The following is a 24,226-nucleotide window of genomic DNA, read 5'->3' as shown; positions in this document are numbered from 1 at the left end:
GGTGCCTGCGCCGCGACGTCAGCGGGCGGCTCCGCCCAGCGAGGCACCCGACGAGGCGACCCCCGACGACGTCCCGACCGCCGCCGCCGCGCTCACCTCTCCGACGATCACGGCGTCGATGAGCTGTCGCGCCCACGTGAGCACCTCGGCGCCCCGGAGCGGCCGACCCCCGATGCGCGCCGTCGTCGGGTACGGGACGAGGAACGCGCGGATCGCCGGCTTGAGGAGCGTGCCCGGGTAGAGCCGCTTGAGGCGCAGCTGCGCCGACTCCGCGAGGTCGACGGGCGCGAACCGGATGAGCTTGCCCTGCGCCGTGACGTCGGTGAGCCCGACGCGGCGCGCGTGGTTGCGGAAGTCGGCGACCTCGAACAGCGCGGACGCGACGTCGGGCAGCGCGCCGTAGCGGTCCACGAGCTCGGCCCGGACCTCCGCGAGCTGCGGCGCGTCGGTCGCGGCGGCGATCTTCTTGTACGCCTCGAGCCGCAGGCGCTCGGTCGCGATGTACGACTCGGGCAGGTGCGCGTCGACCGGGAGCTCGATCGAGATCTCCGGCTGCTCCTCGGGGCCGTCGCCGCGGAAGTTCGCGACGGCCTCCCCGACCATGCGCACGTAGAGGTCGAACCCGACGCCCGCGATGTGCCCGGACTGCTCGCCGCCGAGCAGGTTGCCCGCGCCGCGGATCTCGAGGTCCTTCATCGCGACCTGCATGCCCGCCCCGAGGTCGGTGTGCGCGGCGATGGTCGCGAGGCGGTCGTGCGCCGTCTCGGTGAGCGGCCGCTCGGGCGGGTAGAGGAAGTACGCGTACGCGCGCTCGCGACCGCGGCCCACGCGCCCGCGGAGCTGGTGGAGCTGCGACAGGCCGAGCATGTCGGCGCGCTCGAGGATGAGCGTGTTCGCGTTCGAGATGTCGAGGCCGGTCTCGATGATCGTCGTGCAGACGAGGACGTCGAGCTCCTTCTCCCAGAACGCCCGGATCACCTGGTCGAGCTGGTGCTCGTTCATCTTTCCGTGCGCGACGCCCACCCGCGCCTCGGGCACCAGCTCCCGGAGGCGCGCCGCCTGACGCTCGATCGTCTCGACCTTGTTGTGCACGTAGAACACCTGGCCCTCGCGCAGCAGCTCGCGGCGCAGCGCGGCGGCGATCTGCTTCTCCTCGTACGCCCCGACGTACGTGAGCACGGGGTGACGCTCCTCGGGCGGCGTCGCGAGCGTCGACATCTCACGGATGCCCGTGACCGCCATCTCGAGCGTGCGCGGGATCGGCGTCGCGGACATCGCCAGGACGTCGACGTTGGTGCGCAGCTGCTTGAGCGTCTCCTTGTGCTCGACGCCGAACCGCTGCTCCTCGTCGATGACGACGAGCCCGAGGTCCTTGAACCGGATGCTGCCGGTGATGAGGCGGTGCGTGCCGATGACGATGTCGACCTTCCCCTGCTGCAGGCCCTCGATCGTGTCCTGGGACTCCTTGGCGGACTGGAAGCGCGAGAGCGCCCTGACGGTCACGGGGAAGCCCGCGTACCGCTCCGAGAACGTCTCGAAGTGCTGCTGGACGAGGAGCGTCGTCGGCACGAGCACCGCGACCTGCTTGCCGTCCTGCACCGCCTTGAACGCGGCACGGATCGCGATCTCCGTCTTGCCGTAGCCGACGTCGCCGCACACGAGCCGGTCCATGGGGACCGTCTTCTCCATGTCCGCCTTGACCTCGTCGATCGTCGCGAGCTGGTCGGGCGTCTCGACGTACGCGAACGCGTCCTCGAGCTCGCGCTGCCACGGCGTGTCCGGGCCGAACGCGTGCCCCTGCGTCGCCATGCGTGCCGAGTACAGGCGGATGAGCTCGCCCGCGATCTCCTTGACGTGCTTGCGCGCGCGAGACTTCGTCCTCGACCAGTCCGAGCCGCCCATCTTGTTGAGGCTCGGCGACTCGCCGCCCGTGTACTTGGTGACCTGGTCGAGCTGGTCCATCGGCACGAACAGCCGGTCGCCCGGCTGGCCGCGCTTGCTCGACGCGTACTCGATCACCAGGTACTCGCGCGTCGCCGCGTTGCCGCCCGTGCCGAGCGTGCGCTGCACGAGCTCGACGAACCGCCCCACGCCGTGCTGCTCGTGCACCACGAAGTCGCCCGCCTTGAGCTGCAACGGGTCGACGACGTTGCGCCGCCGGCTCGGCATCTTGCGCATGTCGCGCGTGCTCGTGCCCGCGCGACCCGTGAGGTCCGACTCGGAGAAGACGGCGAGGCGCAGCTCCGGCACCACGAAGCCCTTGCCGGCCATCGCCGGCGTGACGGACACGATCCCGCCCTCGGGCTCCGCGTCCAGGCGGGCGACGAGCCGCGCCGGGGTGTCTGCCTCTCCGAGCTGCTCGACCATGCGCTTGGCCGGCCCGTGGCCCTCGGTCGTGAGCACGAGGCGCCAGCCGGCGTGCTGCAGGCCGCGGATGTCGTCGAGCGCCCGCGACACGTCGCCCCGGTACGACTCGACGTCGCGCGCGCCGATCGTGAAGGTCGGGACGCCGTCGGCGCTCTCCCCCACGTGCGGGGCGGTGGTCGACGACGCACCCGCGCCGCCCGTGGTCGCCGCACCCGCGCCGTCGGCAGCCGCGTCGGGCGGCAGGTCGAGGTCCGGGTTGTCGAGCGCGAAGGACGAGAGCGTCCACCAGCCGAGCCCGCGGCGCTGGGCGACGGCGCGCACGTCCGCGAACGTCTCGAAGGACGCGGAGGACAGGTCGAGCGGCGTCTTGCCGCCCGCGACGGCCCCGGTCCACGCGGCGGCGAGGAACTCCTCGGTCGTCGCGACCAGGTCGTGCGCGCGGCGCCGCACGCGCTCGGCGTCGTCCACGACGAGCAGCGCGTCGTCCGGGACGAGCTCGAGCACCGGCACCATGCGGTCCACCAGCACCGGGGCGAGCGACTCCATGCCCTCGACCGCGACCCCGGCGGCGAGCTTGTCGAGCATCTCGACCGCACCCGGCAGCTCCTCCACCAGGGCGGCCGCGCGCTCGCGGACCGCGTCGGTGAGCAGGATCTCGCGGCACGGCGGGGCCCACAGCCCGTGCTCGGCGATCTCGAGGCTGCGCTGGTCGGCGACCGCGAACCAGCGGATCTCCGACACCTCGTCGCCCCAGAACTCGACGCGGAGCGGGTGGTCCTCGGTCGGCGGGAACACGTCGAGGATGCCGCCGCGCACGGCGAACTCGCCGCGGCGCTCGACCATGTCCACGCGCGAGTACGCCGCGGCCACGAGGCGTTCCGCGACGTCGGTGAGGTCCGCCGTGCTCCCCGCGTCGAGCTGCACGGGCTCGAGCTCGCCCAACCCGTCCACGACGGGCTGCAGGAGCGCGCGCACCGGCATGACGAGGACGCGCACCGGACCCGACGGGCCCACCTCCGCATCAGGGTGCGCGAGCCGGCGGAACACCGCGATGCGCTTGGCCACCGTGTCGGCGCGCGGGCTCAGGCGCTCGTGCGGGAGCGTCTCCCAGCTCGGCAGCACCGCGACGACCTCCGCCAGCTCGTCCGGCAGGTAGGCGCGCACGCTCGCCGCCAGCTCGTCCGCGTCGCGTCCCGTCGCGGTCACGACGACGAGCGGCCGCGCGCCCGTCGCCCAGCCGGCACCGTCGTCGCTCGTGCCGGACGTCGCCCGGGCGCCCGCCATCGCGGCGAGCAGCGGCGGGCGCACCCCCGCCGGGCCGACGACGTCCGCCTCGCCGCGGGCGCGCACGTGCTCGACGGCGGCCGCGGCGGCGGGGTCGGTGAGCAGCGCGGGCAGGATGCCGGTGAGGTTCATGCGGGTGCGGGTCCTTCCGGGGACGTCGGCGGCAGGGGCAGCACGAACGGCCCGGACGAGCGTCAGGGTGGGTGGACGCGTCCGGGCTGGGGCGGCCCCGAGGGGCCGCCAAACAGACTACGCCCGACCACCGACGGCCGACGCGCGACCTGCGTGGGCGTGCGTCGGGCCTGCGGCGGGCCTGCGTCGGGCCTGCGTCGGGCCTGCGTCGGCACCGGATCACCCGGTCGCGCCCTGTCCCGGGCGCGCGGGCGGCCCTAGGCTCGCCGCAGGCCCGGTGACGACAGGCGGCCGGCTGCGGCGGGCGGAGGTACCTCGTGAGCGACCGACGGCTGGTGGGCGCGGTGGGCGCGGTGCTCGGCGCCGCGGCCTTCGGCGCGGTGTACCTCGTCGCGGTCCGGACGACGGGTGGGCAGACGGCCGACGTCCGCGGCCTCGCGCAGCTGCAGGGCGGCGGATACCCCGTGGCGGTCGCGGCGACGTGGGCCCGTGCCGTGCTGCCGGCTGCCCTCGCCCTCGTGTGCCTCGGGCTCGGCGTCCGCGCGCTCTGGCGGCGCCGGTTCCGCGACGTCGCCGCCGCGGTCCCGGTCGCCGTGGTCCCGCTCCTGCTCTCGGGGTGGCTGCGCGACTCGGTGCTCGCCCGTCCCGACCTCGGCGACCTCGGGTACGCGTACAACACCCTGCCCTCCGGTCACGTCAGCGCGGCGGTCGGGCTCGCCGCCGCCGCGGTCCTGCTGTCCCCGGTCTTCGCGCGGCACGCCGCGGCGGCCGTCGCGGTCGTCCTGATCGTCGTCGCCTGCGCGGCCTCGGTCGTCGGGCACGCGCACCGCCCGAGCGACGCGGTGGCGTCGGTGCTGCTCGTCGTGACGGTGGCGGGCCTCGCCGTCGCGCTGCTCGACGTGCCGACCCGACGCGTGGGGCCGGCGCGATTCACCCGTGACCCCGGGTCCGGGCGCCGCTAGCCTGACGGGTGCCGGACGGGCCGGCGGACGGAGGACGACATGCAGATCCGCACCGACGGCGTCACCTGGCAGGAGATCGACGGCGAGCTCGTGGTGCTCGACCTGGAGCGTTCCGTCTACCTCACCACGAACGCGAGCGGCGCCCTCCTGACGAAGCTGCTGGTGGACGAGCGCACGCTCGACGAGCTCGCCGACGCCCTCGTCACGGAGTTCGCCATCGACCGCGCCGACGCCGCACGTGACGCCCAGGCCTTCGTGGACGAGCTCGGGAGCCACGAGCTGCTGCGCTGAGGCGCCGGGCGGCGGTCAGGGGAGCGACGCGGGCAACCGTTCGAAGCCGGCGGGGCGCCGGTCGTGGACGGTGAAGTCGTCCACCACCCAGCCCTCGACCTCGATCCACGCGTGGGCGGCGACCGTGCCGTCGCGCTTCGCCACACCGAGGACGAGCCGTGGCGCGCGTCGGCGCACGACGTGACCGACGACGAGCGCCTGACGCAGGCACGTGCCGTCGACACCGGGGGCGGACAGGACTCGTCGGGCGTCCCGCACGCCTGCCAGCTCTCGCTGGTCCAGCGACAGCGGCGTCGACCGGTCGTGCTCGGCCTCGACCGGTGCGGCCGGTGCGTGCCCGGCGCCGTCGGCGAGCGGGACGCCGAGCCATCGCGCGACGCGCGGCAGCTTCGCCGTCCGCAGACCGATCTCGACGAACGCCACGAGACACGCGGTGCGCGCGAGCCCCGGCCACTGCGTCGGCGGGATCCTGCGCGCGCCGCGTACGGCACGCCGGATCGTCGTGCGGGTGCTCAAGCGGGCGCTCCTGTGCGACGGGGGGACGCGGCGAGCCACGCGACGTGGACGAGGAAGCGCGCGGCCGGCAGCGGCGTGCCGAGCCACTCGCGACGCAGGAGGGCGGGGTCGACGAGTTCCAGGTCCACCCCCGTACCGTCCCACGAGAGCGCGAAGTCCCGCTCGCGCTCGCCCCAGCGGGACGTGTTGAACCGCGCCTTGGTCGTCCGCGCGAGCACGGCGTCCGGGAGCAGGTCGGACGCGAGGCGTCGGAACGTGTCGGTGCGACCGCGGTGGCCTCGCACCCCGCCGTCGGTCGCGAGCGCGGCCACGAACGCGGGGTCGGCGAGCGGATGGACGAGCGTGACGCCGCGTTCGGCCGCACCCGCGGACGTGTTGTGGAGCGCGAGGACGGTGCTCCGGCGCTCCAGGAGCGCGCGCTTGGCCGCTTCCCAGGAGAGCGGGCCGCGTGCGGCCACCGTCTCGCGTGCGAGCACGTCGAGGGCGGCCGGCCGCAGCCACGGTGCCGCGCGGCCGAGCTCCGTGCCCCGGCGCGCGCGCCGCAGCGCGAGCGGCGACGGGTCGAGCGCGTCGAGCGCCGCGAGCACGAGCGCCCGCGACGGGCGGCGCCGCGAGGAGGCGAGGAGGTGCAGCGGGGTCCCGCGGACGGGCGCCACGACGCCGTCGCCGCCCTCTCCGGTGAGGACGTGGGCTCCGTCGGGCAGACCCGCCAGCAGCAGCGGCTGGCTCTGGACCGCCGCGGGCCAGACCAGTCCCCGCCGCTCGAGCGAGGAGACCGAGACGTCGCCGAGGAAGCTCCGCTCGTCCCGCACCTCGACGACGATCCCCTGTGCGAGCCCGAGGTGCGCGAGCACGCGCTCCTGCCACTCGGTCTCGTCCGACTCCGGGACGCCCGGGTAGACGGCCGTGACGGGCACGGGCGACGGCAGGCCCTCGCGCCGCGCCACCGCGGTCGCGACGGCGAGCACGAGCGAGGAGTCGCGTCCGCCCGAGAACAGCACGTGGCAGCGCCCGCTGCGCAGCGCGGGCAGCACCGACCGCTCGAGCGCCACGCGGGCCGGCTCTGCGGCGTCCCGGCGCGGGACACCCGCGACGGTACCGACCGGGGCCGAGAGCGCGACCTCGAGCGGCGTGAGCCGGAGAAAGGGGTCGGGAGAATCGTCCATGGCGGCACCTCGTCGTCGGAGCGTGCTGCGCGGCGCCGTGCGAGGACGCGCGCCGCGCAGCACCGGTTCAGCTCAGGTCGTCGCCCGAGCCAGGAGCCGGGAGCTTGTGCCCCCAGAAGTAGACCTCGTCCTCCCACTCCTTCCACGTGTCCAGACCGAGCGTGAGCCCACGCACGGAACCGACCTTGGAGATCTTGGGTGCCTCGTATGCCATGATTGTCCTCCTCTCAGGAATGCCGTCGTCCAGCCATCTGCAGGACAGCCTTCACGTCGCCTTTGGCGCTTGTTTCCGGCAAGGGCGAGCGTAGAGCGCGGAACATGTGACCAGCCCTTTCGGGGGGTGATTTCACCCGGGTGACAAGGGCTCGCCATGGGCGCCGAGCCAGGCCGCGTGGAGGAGCAGCTCGGCCGCCGAGGGCGGCACCGGGGACGCCCACGCGGCGCGCAGCGCGTCGTGGTCCACGAGCTCGGGGTCGACTCCTGCGCCGTCCCACGCGCGGGCGAACTCCCGCTCGTGCGGACCCCAGCGCGTCGCGTTGAACCACGCCTTGGACGTCCGCGCGAGCACCGGGTCGGGGAGCAGGTCCGCGGCGAGGCGGCGCAGGACGTCGGTGCGGCCCGCGAAGCCCCACGCGCCGCCGTCGACCGCGAGCGCCCCCACGAACCGGGGGTCGAGCAGCGGGTGGACGTAGGTGACGTCGTGGTCGCGTGCGACGACGGCGAGGTTGCCGAGGACGACGTGGGTCGCGCGCGAGCCGAGCAGGCGCACCACCGCGCGGTCCCACCGCAGCGGGGCTGCGTCGTCCGCCGCCAGCCGGCGCGCGGCCTCGCGTGCGGCCGGTTCGCGCAGCCAGGAGGGCACGACGTCGCGGTAGCGGTCGCGCGGGAGGGTGCCGACCGGTCGCAGCGCGCGCGCCGCCTCGGCGAGCAGGCGTCTCGACGGCAGGGCGGGCGTCGCGAGGCGACGCCGCACGAGGTGCAGGGGCGTGCCCCGACGGCGGTTGAGGACGTCGTCGCCCCCCTCACCGGTGAGGAGGTGGCCGCCCGCGGCGTGGACGAGACGGACGGCGTCGGCCTGGGCGACCGCGGGGAAGACGAGTCCACGTCGTTCGAGACCGGACCGGGCGAGGTCGCCGAGCAGGCGCATCTCGTCCGTCACGGGGACCACGACCCGCTCGCGGAGACCCAGATGCTCGAGGACGAGCTCCTGCCAGGCGGTCTCGTCAGCGCCGTCGACCCCCGGGAACGTCAGGGTCAGCGGGACCGGCAGGGGAAGGCCGTCGCGCCGGGCGACGTGTGTCGCGACGGCGAGGACGAGCGACGAGTCGCGCCCGCCCGAGAAGCCGACGAACGTCGGCGCGGACACCAGGGACTCCCGGACGACGTCCTCCAGGACGGCGCGCGCCCCTCCGGTGCGGGGGACCGGAGGGGCGGGCGTCCGACCGAAGACCCAGCCCGCGGCGAGCTCGAGCTCGTCGACACGGGCCAGGCCGTCGTGCGCCGGCGGCTGTGCCGGGCGCGGTGTCCTTCGGGTCTGACGGCCCGGGAGGACCACGTCAGGAGAGCGGGTCGCCGGGACCGCAGCCGTCCTTCCACTGACCGCTGATGTCCTGGCCGAGGCCCGGGTCCTGGTTGGGCATCGCGTTGTCGCTGCCGTGCCCGTACTTGCAGTTCTGCGGGTAGCCCAGGGTGAGCCCCCGGACGGTTCCCACGGTGGTGATCGAGGGCGGTGAGTAGCTCACGGTCCGCCCGCCTTTCTCTCGGGTCGCCCGGCGGGCGACGAGACCGCCGGTCGCGGACGCGCACGGCACGCTCAAAGTACCGAACTACGATCCGGAAAGAGCACGCGTGCGCCGAATTCCACCCGGAGGTCCGCCGAAATTCACCCGTCCGTGCTGGACGACCGTCCAGTGACTGCTCGCCGGCCTTCCGCCGTCACTGCCTCGAAGTAGGCGGCCCGCTCTCCCGCGTCGGGCACGTCCGCCTGCAGGGGGCGGCGCTCGTCGAGCCCGGCGTCGTGCCGGCGCCCCGCCCGACGGGCCGCGGCGTGGTGGTGCGCGAGCACGCCCGCGCTGTCGAGCACACCGCGCCGAGCCGCCGAGTACTCGTTGCCACCCAGCGCGGGGTCGCCGGGGAGACCCGGGAACGGCAGCCGCGCGTCGCGCAGACGCGTGAGCCGCACCCAGGCGGGCGCGGGACCGCGGGGCACCTGGTCGGCGGCGAGCCCCACCACGCGGTGCGCGCGGTCCAGCACCGCCCGCACGCCGAGCCACGTGCCGGACGCCCGCGCGCGCCGCTCGAGCTCGACGACGTCGACGTGGCCCTGCTCGAGCGCGAAGCGCACGTCGGCGAGCCACATGAGCCGGTTCGCACCTGCCTGGGCGGCGTGGAACGCGAGGTGGAGCACCGTGTCGACGGGGTCGAAGGTCGGGATCTCCTGGCCGCCGACGGCGACGGTGCGCCGACGGTCCAGCATCGCGTCGATGTCGAGCGGGAACGCCCGCCGCAGCTCGGCCGGGACGACGACGTGCCAGTGGAGGTCGAGGGGCGTCCCGGCGGGCGTGAGCATCGCGAGCTCCGCGCGCCCGGAACGGCGGACGGCCGGCCAGTTGCGGTCCAGGAGCCGCACACCCCGCTCCTGGAGGAGGCCGACCGCCTCCTCGAACCGCTGCGGCGCGACGACGAGGTCGACGTCGTAGTACTCGCGCATGTTGACCGCGGGCCAGATCGCCCCGGCGAGCACCGGCCCCTTCACCGCGACCCACGGGATCGGCGCACTGTCCAGGACGGCGCCTGCGCCGCGCACGTCGGCGAGCGCGCGGAGGTGCCGCATGAGCTGGTCGTGCTTCGCCTGCTCGAGCGCAGGCCGCCAGCCCTCGGGCTCGTCCGGCCAGGTGCGCGTCAGCCGTTCGACCGCAGGGGTCACGCGGTGCAGCCGCCCCGCGGCCACGACGTCCGCCGCGGCCGTGTCCTGCAGGCCCGGGGGGCACGACGGCACGGCCTCGCCGCGCACGGCGTCGAGCAGCAGCCGCGCGAGGGGCCGCAGCTCGCTGTCCTCCTGCACCGCCACGCCTCTCTCCTGCCTCCTCGGTCCGGCTCCCGCCAGGGGGCCCGACGGCGTGTGCGAGAGTACCGCCCGGCCGGTCGCCCGCGCGGCTCCGCGGCGAGGTTTCACCCGGCCGCTCCACCCCCCGCGCCCGGGCGCGCTGAGACACTGGCGAGGCGGTCGGCCCGACCGTGCGAGCCGAGGAGGACTGCCATGGCCGGCGACGGCGAGACGTTCGTCGACCCGCTGGACCTGCGGGTGCGCGAGCGCAACCAGCGGCGCTCGTTCCGGCGCGGCGCGGCGCTGGTGGCGCGCAGCACGTCCCTCGTCTGGCAGTCGGGGCGCACGCTGTTCCTCGCGCTCGCCGCGCTCCAGCTGGTCGGGGCGCTGCTCCTCGCCGGGCAGGTCCTGGTCGTCGAGAGCTTCCTCGACGCCGTCGTCGCGCTCTCCGACGGCGACGGCGGCATGCAGGGCCTCGTCGGTCCCGTCGCGGCCCTGGCGGCCCTCATGGGCGGTGCGGCGCTCGTGGGCAGCGTGCAGGGGACGCTGCGTCGCTTCCTGGCGGACTCCGTCGCCCGCCGCACGTGGCAGCAGGTCCTCGACGTCGCGACGCGCGTGAGCCTGCGCCAGTTCGAGTCGCCGGCCTTCTACGACTCCCTGCAGCGCGTCAGCGCGAACGCGGCGAGCCGGCCGCTCCAGGTGACCCAGGCCCTGCTCGGCGCGTTCGGCAGCGCCGCGGTCACGGTGACGGTCGGGGCGACGCTCGTCGCCATCCACCCGGCACTCCTCGGGCTGCTCGTCCTGGGCGGGATCCCGCTGCTGCTCACGAACCGCCGCGAGAGCCGCCTCGAGTTCGACTTCTCGGTGCGCCAGACGTACCCCACGCGCGAGCGGGGCTACCTGTCGATCATCCTCACCGGTCGCAACGAGGCGAAGGAGATCCGCGCCTTCGGGCTCGGTCGGGCGCTGCGGGACCGGTTCGACGGACTGTACGGGCGGTACCAGCACGACCTTGCCGCGCACCTACGCCGACGCACGGTGCTCAGCGTCGTGGGGAACCTGGCGTCCGCGGCCGTCGTCGCGGTGACGCTGTTCCTCGTGGTCTGGCTCATCGCGCAAGGGGTCATGACCGTGGCACAGGCCGGCGCGGCGATCGTCGCGATCCGGATGCTCCAGGGCCAGGTCCAGACGCTGCTCGGCTCCGTCCAGGCGATCTTCGAGGCAGGGCTCTTCCTCGACGACGTCGACGCGTTCATGGAGCTCGGGCCGTCCGCCGACGCGCTCGAGTCCGGGAGCCCCGCACCCCGCGACTTCGACGAGATCTCCGCCCACGGGGTCGGCTTCACCTACCCCGGGAGCGACGTGCCGGCCCTGCGGGGCGTCGACGTCACGGTGCGCCGCGGCGAGGTCGTCGCGCTCGTGGGCGAGAACGGCTCCGGCAAGACGACCCTCGCCAAGATCCTCGCGGGGCTCTACGACGCCGACGCCGGGGCCGTGCGCTGGGACGGCACCGACGCGCGGGACATCGACCGTGCGACGCTCCGGGAGCGGGTCGCACCGATCTTCCAGGACTTCGTGAAGTATGCGTTCTCCGCGCGGGACAACGTCGCGGTGGGCGACGTCGAGGCGCCGACCGACGACGAGCGGCTGCGGAACGCCGCCAGGCGGGCCGGCGCCGACGGCTTCCTGTCCGCGCTCCCCCACGGGTACGACACGATGCTCTCGCGGCTGTTCCGGGACGGGCGCGACCTGTCGGGGGGCCAGTGGCAGCGCGTGGCGATCGCCCGGGCGTTCTACCGCGACGCGCCGCTCATCATCCTCGACGAGCCGACCGCGTCGCTCGACCCGCGCGCCGAGCACGAGATCTTCGAGTCCCTCCGCGACGTGCTCGCCGGGCGGTCCGCGGTGTTCATCTCGCACCGCTTCTCGACCGTCCGGTCGGCCGACCGCATCTACGTGCTCGAGAGCGGCCTCGTCGCCGAGCACGGCACCCACGACGAGCTCATGGCCGCCGGCGGCCTGTACGCAGACCTGTTCACGCTCCAGGCGAGCGCCTACCTCGACGCGGAGCGGCCGAAGGGCTGACCGGTCGGCCTCAGCCCGCGACCGCCGCGAGCAACGTCCCCGCGAGGTCGGGGGCGAACGGCGGCCCCCAGGGCACACGCGCCCGGTACACCGGCACCGTGCGCGCGATCTGCGCGACCTGGGCAAAGTGCCGGTCGACGACCGTCTTGTCCTGCCAGCCGAGCAGGCGCGCGTACGTGATGAGCGCGAACACCGCGACGGTCGGCTCGATCCGCTCGACGTCGAGCTCGGTGTGCTCGCGGTCCGGCCACGGGACGACGATCGCGGCGAGCGGCAGCGAGTCGCCGGCGCCCCCGCGCAGGCGCAGGACCTGCCGGGCGTCGGCGCTCGTGCGCACGTCCGGGTCGTCGCCCGCGAACTGCTCGACGAGGACGTCCGCCCCCTTGCGCAGTCGCAGCTCGCTCGCCCCAAGACGCACGGACGGCGGGCCGTCGAGGTCGACGCGCAGCACGTCGTCGGTGATGATCGACCCGCCCGCGGCGCACAGCAGCGTCGCCATGGTCGACTTGCCCATGCCCGACGCCCCGACGAACGCGACCGCCCGGCCCCCGACGTCGACCGCGCTGCCGTGCAGCACCGCGACGCCGCGCAGGTAGAGCTGGAACGACAGGACGGCGCCGGTGACGAGGATCGCGGCGACCCCCGGGTCCGCGCCGTCGCGCAGGTGCACGCGTACCGTCGCGAGGTCGGCCGAGACCCGCACGTCGCACGTGCGGTGGAAGCGCAGGAGGTAGTCCCCGGAGCCCAGCTCGTAGAACGTGTAGAAGGCGCGGTCGCCGTCGGCGTAGTCGAGCAGGACGCGCGCGCCGGCCGGCTCGCTCACGTCGTGCGCCGGGTCGCCCCACAGGACGGTGACGTCGACGGGTTCCGCAGGGTCGGCCGGTCGGTCCTGGTGCAGCGGCAGCTCGGACTCGACGTGCAGCCCGTACAGCCGTACGTGCTCACGCTCGGCGTCGCCCGCCCCGGCCCTGGTCACCACGGCGTCAGGCTAGTCGGCGCAGCAGCCGCCGTGGCCCGCCCGCGGCGAAGTTCACCCCACGACCCGCCGGCTCGTCCGGTCACGCGTAGAGCTCCGCGTACTGCGCGGCGACCTTGTGCCACGTGTACTCCGCGGCCCGCGCCCGTCCCGCGGCGCCGATCGCGCGGGCCGCGCCGCGGTCGTCGACAACGTGCTCGACGGTGCGCGCCAGGGCGTCGACGTCCTCCGGGTCGACCAGGACGCCGGTCCGGCCGTCGTCGACGAACTCCGGCGGTCCGCCACGCGACGTCGCGACGACGGGGACGCCCGCACGCCAGCCCTCCAGCACGACGATGCCGAACGCCTCGACACGGCTCGGCACCACGAGGGCGAGCGCGCCCGCCACGGCCGTGACGACCTCCGGGCGGGACAGCCGGCCCGGCAGCACGACCCGGTCGCCGACCCCCTCGCTCCGGGCGAGATCGCGCAGGGCGTCGAGCTCCGGACCGTCGCCGCCGACGACGAGGCGGACGTCCGCGGGCACGTCGGCCCGCGCGAACGCCCGCACGAGCAGGTCGAACCCCTTGGTCCGCACGGCCCGCCCGACCGCGAGCACGTACCGCTCGGGGAGCCACGGCGGCCGGGGGCCGCCCGGTTCGTCGAGCTCGATGCCGTTGGGGACGACGGTCCCGGAGCCGGGCGGGAGCCCGAACCGCCGCTCGAGGTCCGCCAGCGCGTAGCCCGAGCAGGCCGTGACGGCGCTCGCGTGCGCGAGCGACCGCCGGAGCGCCGTGCGCAGGAGCGCCGACGTGCCGAACACGTCGTTCGCGTCCATGAACGTCTCGCCGTGGCCGGTCACGACGAGCGGCGTCCCGGTCCGCCGGGACAGCGCGTGCGCCCACGGGCCCTGCGGGCCGTAGCAGTGCACGTGCAGGACGTCGGGACGGTCGGCGCCGTAAGCCGTCCGCCACGCCCGCCAGGCGCCCGGCGCCGCTCGCGCGAACGACGCGGCCGACGGGAGCGTCCGGGCGGGCAGCGGGGCGGGCAGGTATCGCACGGGCACGACGCCGTCGAGCGCCTTGGGCGCGCCCTCGTCGCCCTGGTCGACGGACCACACCGCGACACGGTGACCGTCGGCGTGCAGCCGGCGCGCGACGTGCAGCACGTGCTCCTCGACCCCGCCCGCGCGGGGCAGGAAGGAGCTCGCGACGAGCGCGACCGAGACCACGGCTCGCTCCCTCCGACGACCGGTGCCTGCGCTGGCGAAGCGCCGACGCCTGGAAGACTAGGCGCTCCCGTCCCGCCCTCGCGGCCCGTCCCGGGTGAAATGCGAGCCCGGGCGGCGCCGGACCGGGTGAACCCGGGCCAGGCGTCTCGTCCGTGCGGACCAGGGCCGACACAATGGGACTCCCGCGCCCGACGCGGACCCGAGGACGGAGGTGCGAGGTGCCGCGACTGACGCTGGCCACCATCGCCGTCGGCGTACCCATGGGCCAGCAGGTCTACGAGCGTCAGATCTCCGCCCGGGCCGAGCAGGCCCTCGGGGCGGGGGTGACCGTGCGCCGGTCGGTCACGCGCTCGCTGCGGTCACCGCTGCCCGGCACCGCACGGCTCCCGCACTGGGTCCTGCGCGACGCGCCCGCCGGGGTGCGGCGCGCCGTGGGGGCGCTCATGTACCCGCGCACGGACGTCGTCCACCGCATGGGCCTGTCTTTGCCGCCCGCGCGCGTCCCCGAGATCGTCACCGTCCACGACACCGTCGCGTGGCGCTTCCCCGACGAGTCGTCGCCCGAGCCGTTCGCCGCCCAGGAGACCCGGCGGGCACGCGCCGTGATCTCCGTGTCGCGCTTCGCCGCCGACGACGTCGCCGAGCGCCTGGGACTCGACCACGTCCACGTGGTCCACAACGGGGTCGACGAACGGTTCTTCGACGCACGCCCGCTCCCGGCGGAGCAGCTGCGCGCGCTCGGCGTCGACGGGCCGTACGTGCTGCACGCGGGAGGCTCGTCGCTGCGCAAGAACCTCGACGGCCTCGCCGCCGCCTGGCCGAAGGTGCGGTCCGCGCACCCCGACGTGACGCTCGTCCTCAGCGGACCGCCGTCGCGACGCCGCGACGACCTCTTCGGGCCGCTCGGCGGCGCCCTGCGGGTCGGGCTCGTGCCGGACGGCCTCCTCCCCGGCCTGGTCGCCGGAGCGAGCGCCGTCGTCGTCCCGTCGCTCTACGAGGGCTTCGGCCTGCCCGCCCTGGAGGCGATGGCCGCCGGCGTGCCCGTCGTCGCCGCCGACCGCTCGTCGCTGCCCGAGGTCTGCGGCGACGCGGGCATCCTCGTCGAGCCGGACGGCCCGGGGCTCGCGGACGGGCTCGTCCACGCGCTCGCGGGCGGAGCGGCGGTGGACGCCGGGGTCGAGCGCGGCCGCGCCCGCGCCCGGCAGTTCACCTGGGACGCCTCCGCCGCCGCGCACGCCGCCGTCTGGCGCGACGTCCTGGCCGGGCGGGCATGAGCGACGCCCGCACGCTCCGGGTGCTGCTCGTCTCGCCGCTGCGCGGCGTCGACCCGCTCTCGGGAGACGTCACCTACACGGAGCAGCTCCTGGCCTCCCCTCCGCCTGGGGTCGCCTACACCACGTACGACGCGGCCCTGGCCAGCGGCGACCTGGTCGAGCACGGGACGCGGGCGGCCGTCGCCCGCGCGCACGGCTGGGGCCGCGTGCGCGAGCTGCTCCTCGCCGCCTGGCGCAAGGCGGAGGGCCTGGCCCGCAGGGCGGGCCTGGGCTACCGCGAACGCCTGCGTCACTTCAGCGTGGCCGAAGGACGGTTCGACCTCGTCCACGTGCACGTGTTCCACCACCGCTTCCTCGGCGCGACCCCGCCCGTCGTGGCGAGCGCTGCCGGTCCGCTCTCCTGGCTGTACGCCGACGCGTGGGGCTGGTCGTCACGACGGATCGAGCTCGCCGAGGCGTTCGACCGCGTCGTCGGAGGTCTCTGGGACGCGACCATGTGCGCGCGACGCCGCGGACGTTCCGCCCGCACCGTCGTCTTCAGCGAGGACCTGCGCCGTTGGCTGACCGCACGCTCGTGGGACCCGGCCCGGGTCGACGTCGTCCCGAACTACCTGACGGTCCCCGTGGGCGCGGGTCTGAACCTGGTACCCGACCGCACGCCACGACGCCTGGGGTTCGTCGCGAAGGACTTCACGGCCAAGGGCGGCGAGGTCCTGCTCGAGGCGTTCGCCGCCCTGCGGACGCGGCACCCGGAGCTGGAGCTGCTGATCGTCGGCTGCCCCCCTCGGCTGACGCCCCAGGAGTGCGCCCGGCAGGGAGTGACGTGGCTGCCGTTCGTCGAGCGCACCCGGCTGCTGGACGAGGTGCTGCCGACGATCGACCTCGTCGTGTACCCCTCGCTGTGCGACGGGCTGCCCTACGGGCCGATGGAGGCGCTCGCGGCCGGCATCCCGCTGGTCGTCTCCGACTACCGCGCCCTCCCGGAGCTCGTCGGGCCGGATGCCGGTCGCGTCAGCCGGGTCGGTGACGCCGCGTCCGTCGCCGCGGCCGTGGAGGAGCTGCTGGAGCCGGCGGCGTGGCACGCTGCGGCGCGGGCGGCCTCGGCACGCTTCGCCGCCCGCTTCTCGGCCGGGAGCCAGGCGCCGCAGCTGCGCGCCTCGTACGACGCCGCGACCGCCGCCGCGGGCGCGAGCCCGCGCGCCGAGGGGCGGAGGGCCGCGTGACGCACCCGACGCGCGACCCGGCGCCCGACGAGGCGGAGCGTCCGACCCTCTCCCGCGGTCACCTGCAGCGGCTGGCCATCCACGGCGCGTACTGGACGCTCGTGCACACCGCGGTCTCGATGCCGCTCGCGTTCGTCGTGAACATCGTCCTCGCCCGGGTGCTCGGGGTCGAGGACTACGGACGCCTGGCCTACCTCACGTCCGTCATCGCGATCGTCAACAGCATCATCTCGATGGGTGTCGGCACGGGCGTGGTGCAGTTCGGCAGCAAGGCGCACGCCGCGGGCCGGGAGCAGGAGGTCAGGGACCTGCTCTCCACGGCGCAGGCGATCCGGCTGCTGGTCGCGGCGCCGGTGCTCACCGTCGTCGTCGTCACCCTGGTGGACCTCTCCCCGGCGATGCTCGTGACCGCGGTCGTGTTCGGCGTGCTGCTGCCCTCGGTCTTCGGCAGCGCCCTCTACTGCTTCGGCATCGAGAACAAGACGGCGGCAGGCGCGAAGAACGCGATGCTCGTCAACGCCCTCACGCAGGCACTCGTGCTCGTCGCGATCTTCACCGCCGAGACGGCCGACGCCGTGTGGGCCGCGCGACTCGTCGTCGGCGGCATCGGCGTGGCCCTCGCGCTGTTCTACGTCGCGCCGGCCTACCGCCGAGCCGTCCTCACGCCCCGGCTGCGCCGCATGCCGTCGGGGTTCTGGAGGTTCGCGATCCCCGCCGGGCTCGCGAGCGCGACGGCGACCATGCTCTCCTCGCGCATCGAGGTCGTCTTCCTGACGTGGATGTCGGCGACCGAGGCCGCCGGCATCTACGCGCTGGCGTCCGGCCTCGCGGTGCACCTGTTCAGCCCCGCGCAGGCTCTCGTCGGCCCGCTCGTCCCGGCGGTCTCGAGCCTGCACGAGGTCGACCGTGCGTCGGTTGGGCGCGCGCTGTCGCGCACGTTGCGCGCCTCCTCGACGGTGATGGCGCTGATCCTCGCGGGCGCGATGCCGCTGCTGGCCTTCCTGGTGCCGGTCCTCTACGGCGAGGAGTACGTCGGGGTGCCCGAGGTGCTCCTGGTGCTGGGGATCTCCGGCGGTCTCATGGTCATCGTCAGCCCCGTCAAGGCGTTCGTCATGGCTCGCCTGTCCGGGGTGCGGCTGCTGGTCGTGAACCTGTGCGCGCTCGCGGTCAACGTCGCCCTGATGCTCGCCCTGGTCCCCGTTCTCGGGGTGTGGGCGGCGGTGCTCGGCAACGTCGCGGCCGCGCTCACCCAGGTCACGGTCCTCCTGGTGAGCGAGAGCAGGACCTTCGGGGTCGCCGGTCCTGAGGTGCTGCGCTCCGTCGTCCCGTTCCTCCTCGGATGCCTCGCCGGAGGCGCGAGCTGGTTCGGGACGTCACTGCTGGGACTGGGCAGCATCCCGTCGGCCGTGATCGCCACCGTGGCCGGGACCGGTGTCCTGGTGCTCCTGTTGCAGGTCGTCCGCGTCGGCCTGACGCGGGAGGACAGCGCGGCGATCACCGCGGCCCTGCCGCGCGCGGTCGGCAAGATCGCCGGGCCCGTCCTGCGGCTGTGCGCGGCGAACCGCTGAGCGGCTGGGACAGCCCGGACCGACGGTCCCGGACGGTCAGACCCGCGTCGCCGAGAGGACGGATCGGATCCCGCCGGTGACGAGCTCCCGACCCAGCGAGACGGCCTCGCCCACCCGCCCGAGGACGAACTCCGTGGCGCTCGTGTCGGACAACCGGTCCACGACGCCGGCGATCGTCTCGTCGCGGTGGGACGCGAGGTCGTCGGCCGAGACGAGGAGCGCCGAGGCGTCGAGCTGTGAGTACAGCTCCTCGCGCTTGTCCCGTCGGGACCCGTCGGACCCGGAGTTGACGCTCCAGCTCCGCCGCGGCCGGTCGACGACGCAGACGGCGGGCACGCCGAGCCGCCACGCGTTGACCGCGAGGTGGTAGGTGTCGGTGACCACGACGTCGCAGGCGGCGACGCGGGATATCAGCGTGTCGAAGGGGAGCGCGGAGGTGTGCTCGGTCGGCGCGCCCGCGACCGCCGCCCTGGCCTGCTGCAGCCGCGTCCCCCAGGAGGTCGTGATCTCCTCACGCTCCAGGGCGGGCCACGCGAGCCGGAAGCGACGCCGGTCGGCCATGGGCCAGAAGGCCGGCTCGTGCCCCCAGGGGATCCACTGCGGCCGCAGGTCGAGCGACGTCGACAGCCGCCGACCGAGGCCGGCGAGCATCTCGGGCGAGAGCGCCGACCGGCCGAAGAACACCCCAAGGCGACCCGACGACGGGACGCCTGGACCCGGTGGGAGGAGGAACGCGGCGTCGACGCCCTTGGCCGACGCTCCCCCGTTGGCTCCGGCGAGCTGCCCGATCCATGCGGAGTAGGTGTCCCGGAACCACGCGCGGTGCGCGCGACCGACGAACGAGCGCAGGGCGTCCCCGTAGTCGCCCCGGTAGTCCTCGGACGTGTTGAAGCTGAGGGTGGTCCCGAACGTCATCACGCGGGACATCACGTCGTCGGGCTGGCCCTCGAGCAGCAACGACCGGTAGACGAGGTCCCGCGCCTCCGCCGGCGAGCAGAGGCCCATCGTCGTCGAGAGGGTGTCGACGTTAGCCTGGAGGTAGAACGCCATGTGCATGAAGTCGCCCCAGTACACGACCGCGTCGGCGTCCAGGAACTCCTCCAGGTGCCCCCGCAGGTTGCGGTAGACGAGACCGGTGCTCTCGTCGGCGAAGGAGCCGTCGTCGAGGAGGGTCGACCCGCCGACCGGCGTCCGCCACTCGCTCTGGTCCCACAGCCGCCAGTACACGACGTCGTCGAGCCCGAGGGACCTCGAGACCGCGTCGAAGGCCAGGTCGACCGTCGTCATCCCCGTGTTGGGGGCGCCGGGCGAGGCGGTGAGGACGTGGACCTTCTTGCTCCCGAGCTGCTCGGTCATGTACCGCCTCCGACGTCGTGCGAGGTTCTCCTCGCGAGATAGGGCTTCATCCGGCCGCGCCGGACGGTCGCGCGCGGCCCTCGCGCACCTCGAGCATCGCCGCGGCGCCGAGCCCGCCCACGGCGCCGACGACGGTGGTCGCGGAGCGCAGCAGGCCGTTGCCCACGCCGCGCACCACGGAACCCTCGCGGGTCCGAATCCTGCCGACGGCCCGGTACGCGTACCGCAGGTCTCCGCCCGCCTGCCGCAGGGACGCCCGCAGGTTGCGCCGGAACCGGGGGTCGCGTACGCCGACCGTGCGTGCCAGGAGCACGACGTGGTTGCGCTGGCCGTAGTAGACGTAGCGCAGGTCGAACCGCCGACCCTTCGCGTACGGTCCCGCGACGTGCTCGACGACGGCGTCCGGCGTGAACACGACGCGCCACCCGGCGAGCCGCAGCCGCAGGACCGGCTCGGTCTCCTCGCGCAGGCACGTCCCCGGGTAGTTGTCGTGGATGCCGCCGAGCTGCTCGATCGCCTTGCGGCGCAGCGACATGTTCGCGCCGAGCAGGTGGTCGACGTCGACGTCGTGCCCCGGGTCGGCCGCGAAGAAGCCCGTGAGGGAGCCGTCGTCGAGGAACAAGCCGACCCGGTCGGCGCCCTCCGTCTCCTCGCCGGGCTGGCCGTTGAGCGCACGGCCTCCCACCGCGCCGACATCGGCGTCCTCGTAGCGCGCCACGAGCGCCTCCAACCAGCCGGGCGCGGCGTACGCGTCGTCGTCGAGGAAGGCGACGACGTCGCTCGAGACGGCCCGCACGCCGATCGCTCGCGAGGTGGCCGTGCTCCCGACGCCGCGCTCGTTGCGCAGGTAGCGCACCTCGGGGAAGGACCGGACGACGTCGCGCGTCTCGGGCGTCGGGGAGGAGTCCACGACCACGACGTGCTCGGGGGCGACGGTCTGGCGGAGCAGGTGCTCGAGGCACGTCCGCACGTGGTCGGGCCGGTTGTAGGTCGCGACCACGACGGACGCGGTGGTCCCGGCTCCAGGAGGCATGCGACCCATTATTCGGGTGGGGACCCTGGCCACCTACCCCCGGGAGCACAGTTCACCCGGCGGGCACGCGACCCGCGGAGCCCCGGCACGGTTGACTGGGCGCGTGAACGTCGACGACGGCGACGAGGGACGGCGTGAGGTCCACGTCGTCACCCCGGGTGACCACTTCTCCCCGCGCACGGGGTCGGCCGTGCCCACCGTCGTCCACGGTCTGGCGACGGCCGCCGCACGGCGTCCGACCGTCCTCGTCGCGCGCGGGACCTACCCGGACCGGTACGACAGCGCGGACGTCCTCGAGTACGCACCCGCCCGGGCGCCGGGCCGGGCGTGGCGGTACGCCGACGCCGGGCTCGGCCGGCTCGGCGCGCCGCGGCTCGGCGCGCGCCGACCGCTGCGCGCGACGCTCGCGGACCAGCGGGACTGGGCGCCGTCCGTCGTCGTCGCGCACAACGCCCCGCAGCTCGTGCCGCTCGTCGACCGCCGGCACGTCCCGGTCCTCTACGCGCACAACGACCTGCTGCGCAGCTACGGCAGCGCAGAGGCGCGGCGCACGGTGGGCCGCGCCGCGGCGGTCGTGTGCGTGAGCTCGTTCCTCGCGGACCTGGTCCGCGGCCAGGTCGGCCCGCGGCTCGCGGAGCGCGTGGTCGTGGTGCGCAACGGTGTCGACGTCGAGCACTTCCGGCCGCGCGAGCGCCCGCGGGACGACGACGAGCTGCACCTGCTCTTCGTCGGTCGCGTGGTGCCCGAGAAGGGTGTCCACGTGCTCGTCGACGCCCTCGTCCGGCTGGACCGGCCCGACGTCCGGGCGACCGTCGTCGGCTCCCAGGGGTTCGACGCGCAGGCCGGGCCGTCCTCGTACGAGCAGTCGCTGCGTGCGCGGGCCGCCGCGCTCGGCGACCGGGTCACGTTCCTGCCGTTCCAGGACCGCGCGCGCGTCGCGGCGCTGATGCGGGACGCGGACGTCGTCGTCGTGCCCTCGGTGTGGGCGGAGCCGAGCGGGCTCACGGTCCTGGAGGGCATGGCGTCCGGCGCAGCGGTCGTCGCGAGCGCGGTGGGCGGCATCCCGGAGCTCGCGGGCGACGCCGCCGTCCTCGTCCGGCCCGACGACGCGCGAGGGCTGGCCGAGGCCCTCGAGCTCCTCGCGACCGACCGCACGGAGCTGGCGCGACGCCGGGCTCACGCCCGGACGCACGCGGAGGCCAGCTCCTGGCGTCGCGCGCGTGGCGAGCTCGACGTCGTGCTCGCCGCGTCCGGCTGAGGGGTGCGGCCGCCGCCGCTATCCCGTCTGGCGCAACCGCTCCTGCGGCCGGGCCTCACGGATCTCCGGTGCCGGGGCCACGACCCTCGCGGAGGCAGGGACATCCGTGAAGACCACGGCGTTCGGTCCGATCTTGGCGTCGTCCCCGACGGTCACGGGCCCGGCGACGACGCAGCCGACTCCGAGCATGACGCGCCGACCGATGGTGGGGCCTTGGTCGCGGTACTTCGCGGGATCCGTCGAGCGCGCTCCCAGCGTCACGCCGTGCCGGACGAGCGTGTCGTCGCCGATCGTCGCCCACGGGTGGACGACGATCCCGTGCTGGTGCGCGAAGCGGACGCGCCGCCCGAGCCGCACCGTGCTCGGCAGCTCGATGCCGACCGCGTTGCGCACCAGGACGAACGCGAGCCCGTGCACGGCGAGCAGCGCCCGGCGGACCACGGCGGGCAGGGGTGCGACCCGGGCCCACGCACCGACGCGGTGCGTCGCGACGGCGTAGAAGCCCGGCGTGAGGAACCCGTCGCTGTTGACGACGTGGTCCTCGCGGACGAGCCGGAGAAGGCCGGCGAACGTCGTGGGCATGGAGTCGTCGTCGACGACGTCACCAGGCATGGGCTCTCCCTCGTGCGGTGGATCCGGTAGGGCGGGGTGACGTCAGGCTATGCGAGCCGGTGGGCGACGTGGGCGACCCGTGCGGGCGAACTTGCCCGGGTCGGGGAATTCACCCGTCGACCCGAGGCCGCCGTGGCGCGGTCGGCGGTGTAATGGTCCCTGGTCGACACGACCGCACCCAACCCGGCGCCGCCCCTCGGGCGCCGCACGACCGAGGAGTCGACGTGAGGACTCAGGTTTCCGGACGAGTCGGCGGACGGCCGTGATCGTCGGGACGGACGACCCGCTGCCCCCCGACCTGTCGGCCGACGTCTGCATCGTCGGAGGCGGAGTTGCCGGCATCACGCTGGCGCGCGAGCTCGCGGGCTCGGAGCTCACCGTCCTCCTGGTGGACGAGGGCGGGCTCGCTCCGGCCGCGAGCGACCGGCACGTCTACGAGCTCGTGCCGGGCCCCGTCGTGTCGCTCGGCACGAGCGCCGGGAAGACCTTCTACCTCGGTGGCAACAGCAACCACTGGTTCGGCAACTGCCGCCCGCTGGAAGAGCTGGACCTCCAGCGCCGCGAGTGGATACCGCACAGCGGCTGGCCGGTCACCCTGGACGAGCTCACCGGCTACTACGAGCGGGCGCAGCGACTGGCCGGGCTCGGCGATGTCGACCTCTACGACGCCGGCACGACCGGCCGCCGGCTGCCGCCGCGGGCGCGCATGCTCGACACGCCCACGCTGCGCACCCGGGTCGTCCAGACGACCCCCGAGTTCAGCTTCGCGACCCTGCACGCACCGGCCCTGCGGTCGGCCCCGAACGTCACGGTCCTGCTCGGTTGCCACGCGACCACCATCGTCGGAGGCGAGAGCGGCGTCCGGCGGGTGGAGGTCACGCGGGTCGACGGCGCGCGGCGGTCGATCACGGCGGACCGGTTCGTCCTCGCGACCGGCGGGATCGAGAACGCGCGGCTCCTGCTCGCGTCGAACGACGTGCTCGGGCAGATGCCCGCCGCGTCCGCCGACAACGTCGGCAGGTACTTCCAGGAGCACTGGTACTACTCGCTGGCGACCCCGCTGACGCACCGCAGCGCCCGACGACGAGGACTGCCTCTGGACCTGTACGACGGTGGAGCCGGAGATCGGGCCGCCGCCGTGCGGGACGCCCGGGAGCACATCGACGGCGCGAACGTCTGGGCGCAGCTCAGCGTCTCCCAGGAGGTCCAGCGTCGGCTGGAGACTCCGGGGCTCGCGGTCTGGTTCACCAGCAGCGCCACCCCGCCCGCAGGGATCCGGGCGCTCAAGGCGGCGGTCCGGGACGGGACGCGGGCCGCCGCGCTCGCGCGCGCGGCAGCCCGCGTCCTGCGCCACCCGCTGCTCAACGCCGAGTACGTCGTGCACAAGCTCCTGGCCGACGACCGCCCGGCTCGACGCCTCACCCTCATCGTGCAGGTCGAGCAGGCTCCCGACCCGCGCAGTCGCGTGGTGCTCTCCGGGGCGACGGACGCGTTCGGGGCGCCGACGGCCGAGCTGCAGGTCCGGCTCCCGGCGAACGAACGGCGCCAGCACGCGCACGCACTGGTCCTCGCGGCACGCGACCTGCGGCTCGACGGCCGCGCGCTCGCCCGCGAGATGGAGGAGAAGTACCGCGCCGGCGACCTCGGCTTCTTCTGGCACCACGTGGGGACCACGCGCATGGCCGACGATCCCGCGGACGGCGTCGTGGACCGGGACTGCACGGTGCACGGTGTCGACAACCTGTTCGTGGCGGGGTCGTCGACGTTCCCGACGAGCGGGACGGCGGGCCCGACGCTCACGATCATCGCGCTCGCCGTCCGGCTCGCGGACCACCTCCGGAAGACGCCGGCACGCGCGTCGTCGTGA

20 protein-coding genes are annotated in these 24,226 nt (G+C 74.8%); 8 read left to right on the top strand and 12 right to left on the bottom strand.

Annotated elements, in window-relative coordinates; all coding sequences use genetic code 11:
- Positions 1–18: 18 nt before the first annotated feature.
- Positions 19–3,783 carry a transcription-repair coupling factor gene (gene mfd / locus AC4H2H_RS13405; protein WP_494371310.1) on the bottom strand — a complete coding sequence of 1,255 codons (3,765 nt, stop codon included), beginning with the start codon at positions 3,781–3,783 and terminating at the stop codon, positions 19–21.
- Positions 3,784–4,100: 317 nt separating this feature from the next.
- On the opposite strand from mfd, the gene AC4H2H_RS13400 reads away from it, so the two are divergent.
- Together AC4H2H_RS13400 and AC4H2H_RS13395 are read left to right on the top strand one after the other, a co-directional pair.
- Positions 4,101–4,745, top strand: a complete 645-nt coding sequence (locus AC4H2H_RS13400; RefSeq protein WP_494371309.1) for a phosphatase PAP2 family protein — start codon at positions 4,101–4,103, stop codon at positions 4,743–4,745.
- A gap of 39 nt (positions 4,746–4,784) precedes the next feature.
- On the top strand, positions 4,785–5,036 hold the full coding sequence (locus tag AC4H2H_RS13395) for a PqqD family protein (RefSeq protein WP_494371308.1): 252 nt from the start codon (positions 4,785–4,787) through the stop codon (positions 5,034–5,036).
- A 15-nt stretch (positions 5,037–5,051) separates the two neighbouring features.
- Here the strand turns inward: AC4H2H_RS13395 and AC4H2H_RS13390 are convergent, their stop codons facing one another.
- From AC4H2H_RS13390 to AC4H2H_RS13365, 6 genes are all read right to left on the bottom strand, one after another.
- Positions 5,052–5,552: a lasso peptide biosynthesis B2 protein gene (locus AC4H2H_RS13390; RefSeq protein ID WP_494371307.1), complete on the bottom strand. Its 501-nt coding sequence runs from the start codon at positions 5,550–5,552 to the stop codon at positions 5,052–5,054.
- The gene (locus AC4H2H_RS13385) at positions 5,549–6,718 is read right to left on the bottom strand and encodes an asparagine synthase-related protein (protein ID WP_494371306.1); all 1,170 of its coding nucleotides are present in this window, start codon (positions 6,716–6,718) and stop codon (positions 5,549–5,551) included. The genes AC4H2H_RS13390 and AC4H2H_RS13385 overlap by 4 nt, the downstream gene beginning before the upstream one ends.
- Before the next feature lie 67 nt (positions 6,719–6,785).
- On the bottom strand, positions 6,786–6,932 hold the full coding sequence (locus tag AC4H2H_RS13380; RefSeq protein ID WP_494371305.1) for a lasso RiPP family leader peptide-containing protein: 147 nt from the start codon (positions 6,930–6,932) through the stop codon (positions 6,786–6,788).
- A gap of 132 nt (positions 6,933–7,064) precedes the next feature.
- A complete protein-coding gene (locus AC4H2H_RS13375) occupies positions 7,065–8,273 on the bottom strand; it encodes an asparagine synthase-related protein (RefSeq protein ID WP_494371304.1) in 1,209 nt (402 codons plus the stop codon).
- 1 nt (position 8,274) lies between these two features.
- Positions 8,275–8,460 (bottom strand): hypothetical protein, encoded by a 186-nt coding sequence (locus AC4H2H_RS13370; RefSeq protein WP_494371303.1) that lies wholly within the window; start codon positions 8,458–8,460, stop codon positions 8,275–8,277.
- A 140-nt stretch (positions 8,461–8,600) separates the two neighbouring features.
- Complete coding sequence (locus tag AC4H2H_RS13365; RefSeq protein ID WP_494371302.1) at positions 8,601–9,788, bottom strand: nucleotidyltransferase family protein; 1,188 nt, start codon at positions 9,786–9,788, stop codon at positions 8,601–8,603.
- A 189-nt stretch (positions 9,789–9,977) separates the two neighbouring features.
- Here AC4H2H_RS13365 and AC4H2H_RS13360 point away from each other — a divergent pair, with 189 nt between their 5' ends.
- Positions 9,978–11,849 (top strand): ABC transporter ATP-binding protein, encoded by a 1,872-nt coding sequence (locus AC4H2H_RS13360; protein WP_494371301.1) that lies wholly within the window; start codon positions 9,978–9,980, stop codon positions 11,847–11,849.
- A gap of 10 nt (positions 11,850–11,859) precedes the next feature.
- On the opposite strand, the gene AC4H2H_RS13355 is transcribed toward AC4H2H_RS13360, so the two are convergent.
- Entirely contained in the window at positions 11,860–12,828 is a 969-nt protein-coding gene (locus tag AC4H2H_RS13355; protein WP_494371300.1) for a hypothetical protein, read from the bottom strand.
- Positions 12,829–12,907: 79 nt separating this feature from the next.
- Entirely contained in the window at positions 12,908–14,035 is a 1,128-nt protein-coding gene (locus AC4H2H_RS13350; RefSeq protein ID WP_494371299.1) for a glycosyltransferase family 4 protein, read from the bottom strand.
- A 218-nt stretch (positions 14,036–14,253) separates the two neighbouring features.
- On the opposite strand from AC4H2H_RS13350, the gene AC4H2H_RS13345 reads away from it, so the two are divergent.
- Genes AC4H2H_RS13345 through AC4H2H_RS13335 form a run of 3 tightly spaced genes read left to right on the top strand, consistent with a single transcriptional unit; the run spans position 14,254 to position 18,100 of the window.
- Complete coding sequence (locus AC4H2H_RS13345; RefSeq protein WP_494371298.1) at positions 14,254–15,309, top strand: glycosyltransferase family 4 protein; 1,056 nt, start codon at positions 14,254–14,256, stop codon at positions 15,307–15,309.
- Complete coding sequence (locus AC4H2H_RS13340) at positions 15,306–16,532, top strand: glycosyltransferase family 4 protein (protein WP_494371297.1); 1,227 nt, start codon at positions 15,306–15,308, stop codon at positions 16,530–16,532. Before AC4H2H_RS13345 ends, AC4H2H_RS13340 begins: the two co-directional genes overlap by 4 nt.
- Positions 16,529–18,100: an oligosaccharide flippase family protein gene (locus AC4H2H_RS13335; RefSeq protein ID WP_494371296.1), complete on the top strand. Its 1,572-nt coding sequence runs from the start codon at positions 16,529–16,531 to the stop codon at positions 18,098–18,100. The genes AC4H2H_RS13340 and AC4H2H_RS13335 overlap by 4 nt, the downstream gene beginning before the upstream one ends.
- A 36-nt stretch (positions 18,101–18,136) precedes the next feature.
- Here the strand turns inward: AC4H2H_RS13335 and AC4H2H_RS13330 are convergent, their stop codons facing one another.
- Together AC4H2H_RS13330 and AC4H2H_RS13325 are read right to left on the bottom strand one after the other, a co-directional pair.
- Positions 18,137–19,456 carry a hypothetical protein gene (locus AC4H2H_RS13330; protein WP_494371295.1) on the bottom strand — a complete coding sequence of 440 codons (1,320 nt, stop codon included), beginning with the start codon at positions 19,454–19,456 and terminating at the stop codon, positions 18,137–18,139.
- A 46-nt stretch (positions 19,457–19,502) separates the two neighbouring features.
- Entirely contained in the window at positions 19,503–20,489 is a 987-nt protein-coding gene (locus tag AC4H2H_RS13325; RefSeq protein WP_494371294.1) for a glycosyltransferase family 2 protein, read from the bottom strand.
- 103 nt (positions 20,490–20,592) lie between these two features.
- Here AC4H2H_RS13325 and AC4H2H_RS13320 point away from each other — a divergent pair, with 103 nt between their 5' ends.
- Positions 20,593–21,747, top strand: coding sequence for a glycosyltransferase family 4 protein (locus AC4H2H_RS13320; RefSeq protein WP_494371293.1), 1,155 nt, complete (start codon positions 20,593–20,595; stop codon positions 21,745–21,747).
- Between the two features lie 18 nt (positions 21,748–21,765).
- Here the strand turns inward: AC4H2H_RS13320 and AC4H2H_RS13315 are convergent, their stop codons facing one another.
- Complete coding sequence (locus AC4H2H_RS13315) at positions 21,766–22,359, bottom strand: serine O-acetyltransferase (protein ID WP_494371292.1); 594 nt, start codon at positions 22,357–22,359, stop codon at positions 21,766–21,768.
- Positions 22,360–22,621: 262 nt separating this feature from the next.
- On the opposite strand from AC4H2H_RS13315, the gene AC4H2H_RS13310 reads away from it, so the two are divergent.
- Positions 22,622–24,226: an FAD-dependent oxidoreductase gene (locus tag AC4H2H_RS13310; RefSeq protein ID WP_494371291.1), complete on the top strand. Its 1,605-nt coding sequence runs from the start codon at positions 22,622–22,624 to the stop codon at positions 24,224–24,226.

Source organism: Cellulosimicrobium sp. BMG9.22 (assembly GCF_059159975.1).
This window is presented reverse-complemented; position numbering and strand designations above follow the sequence as displayed.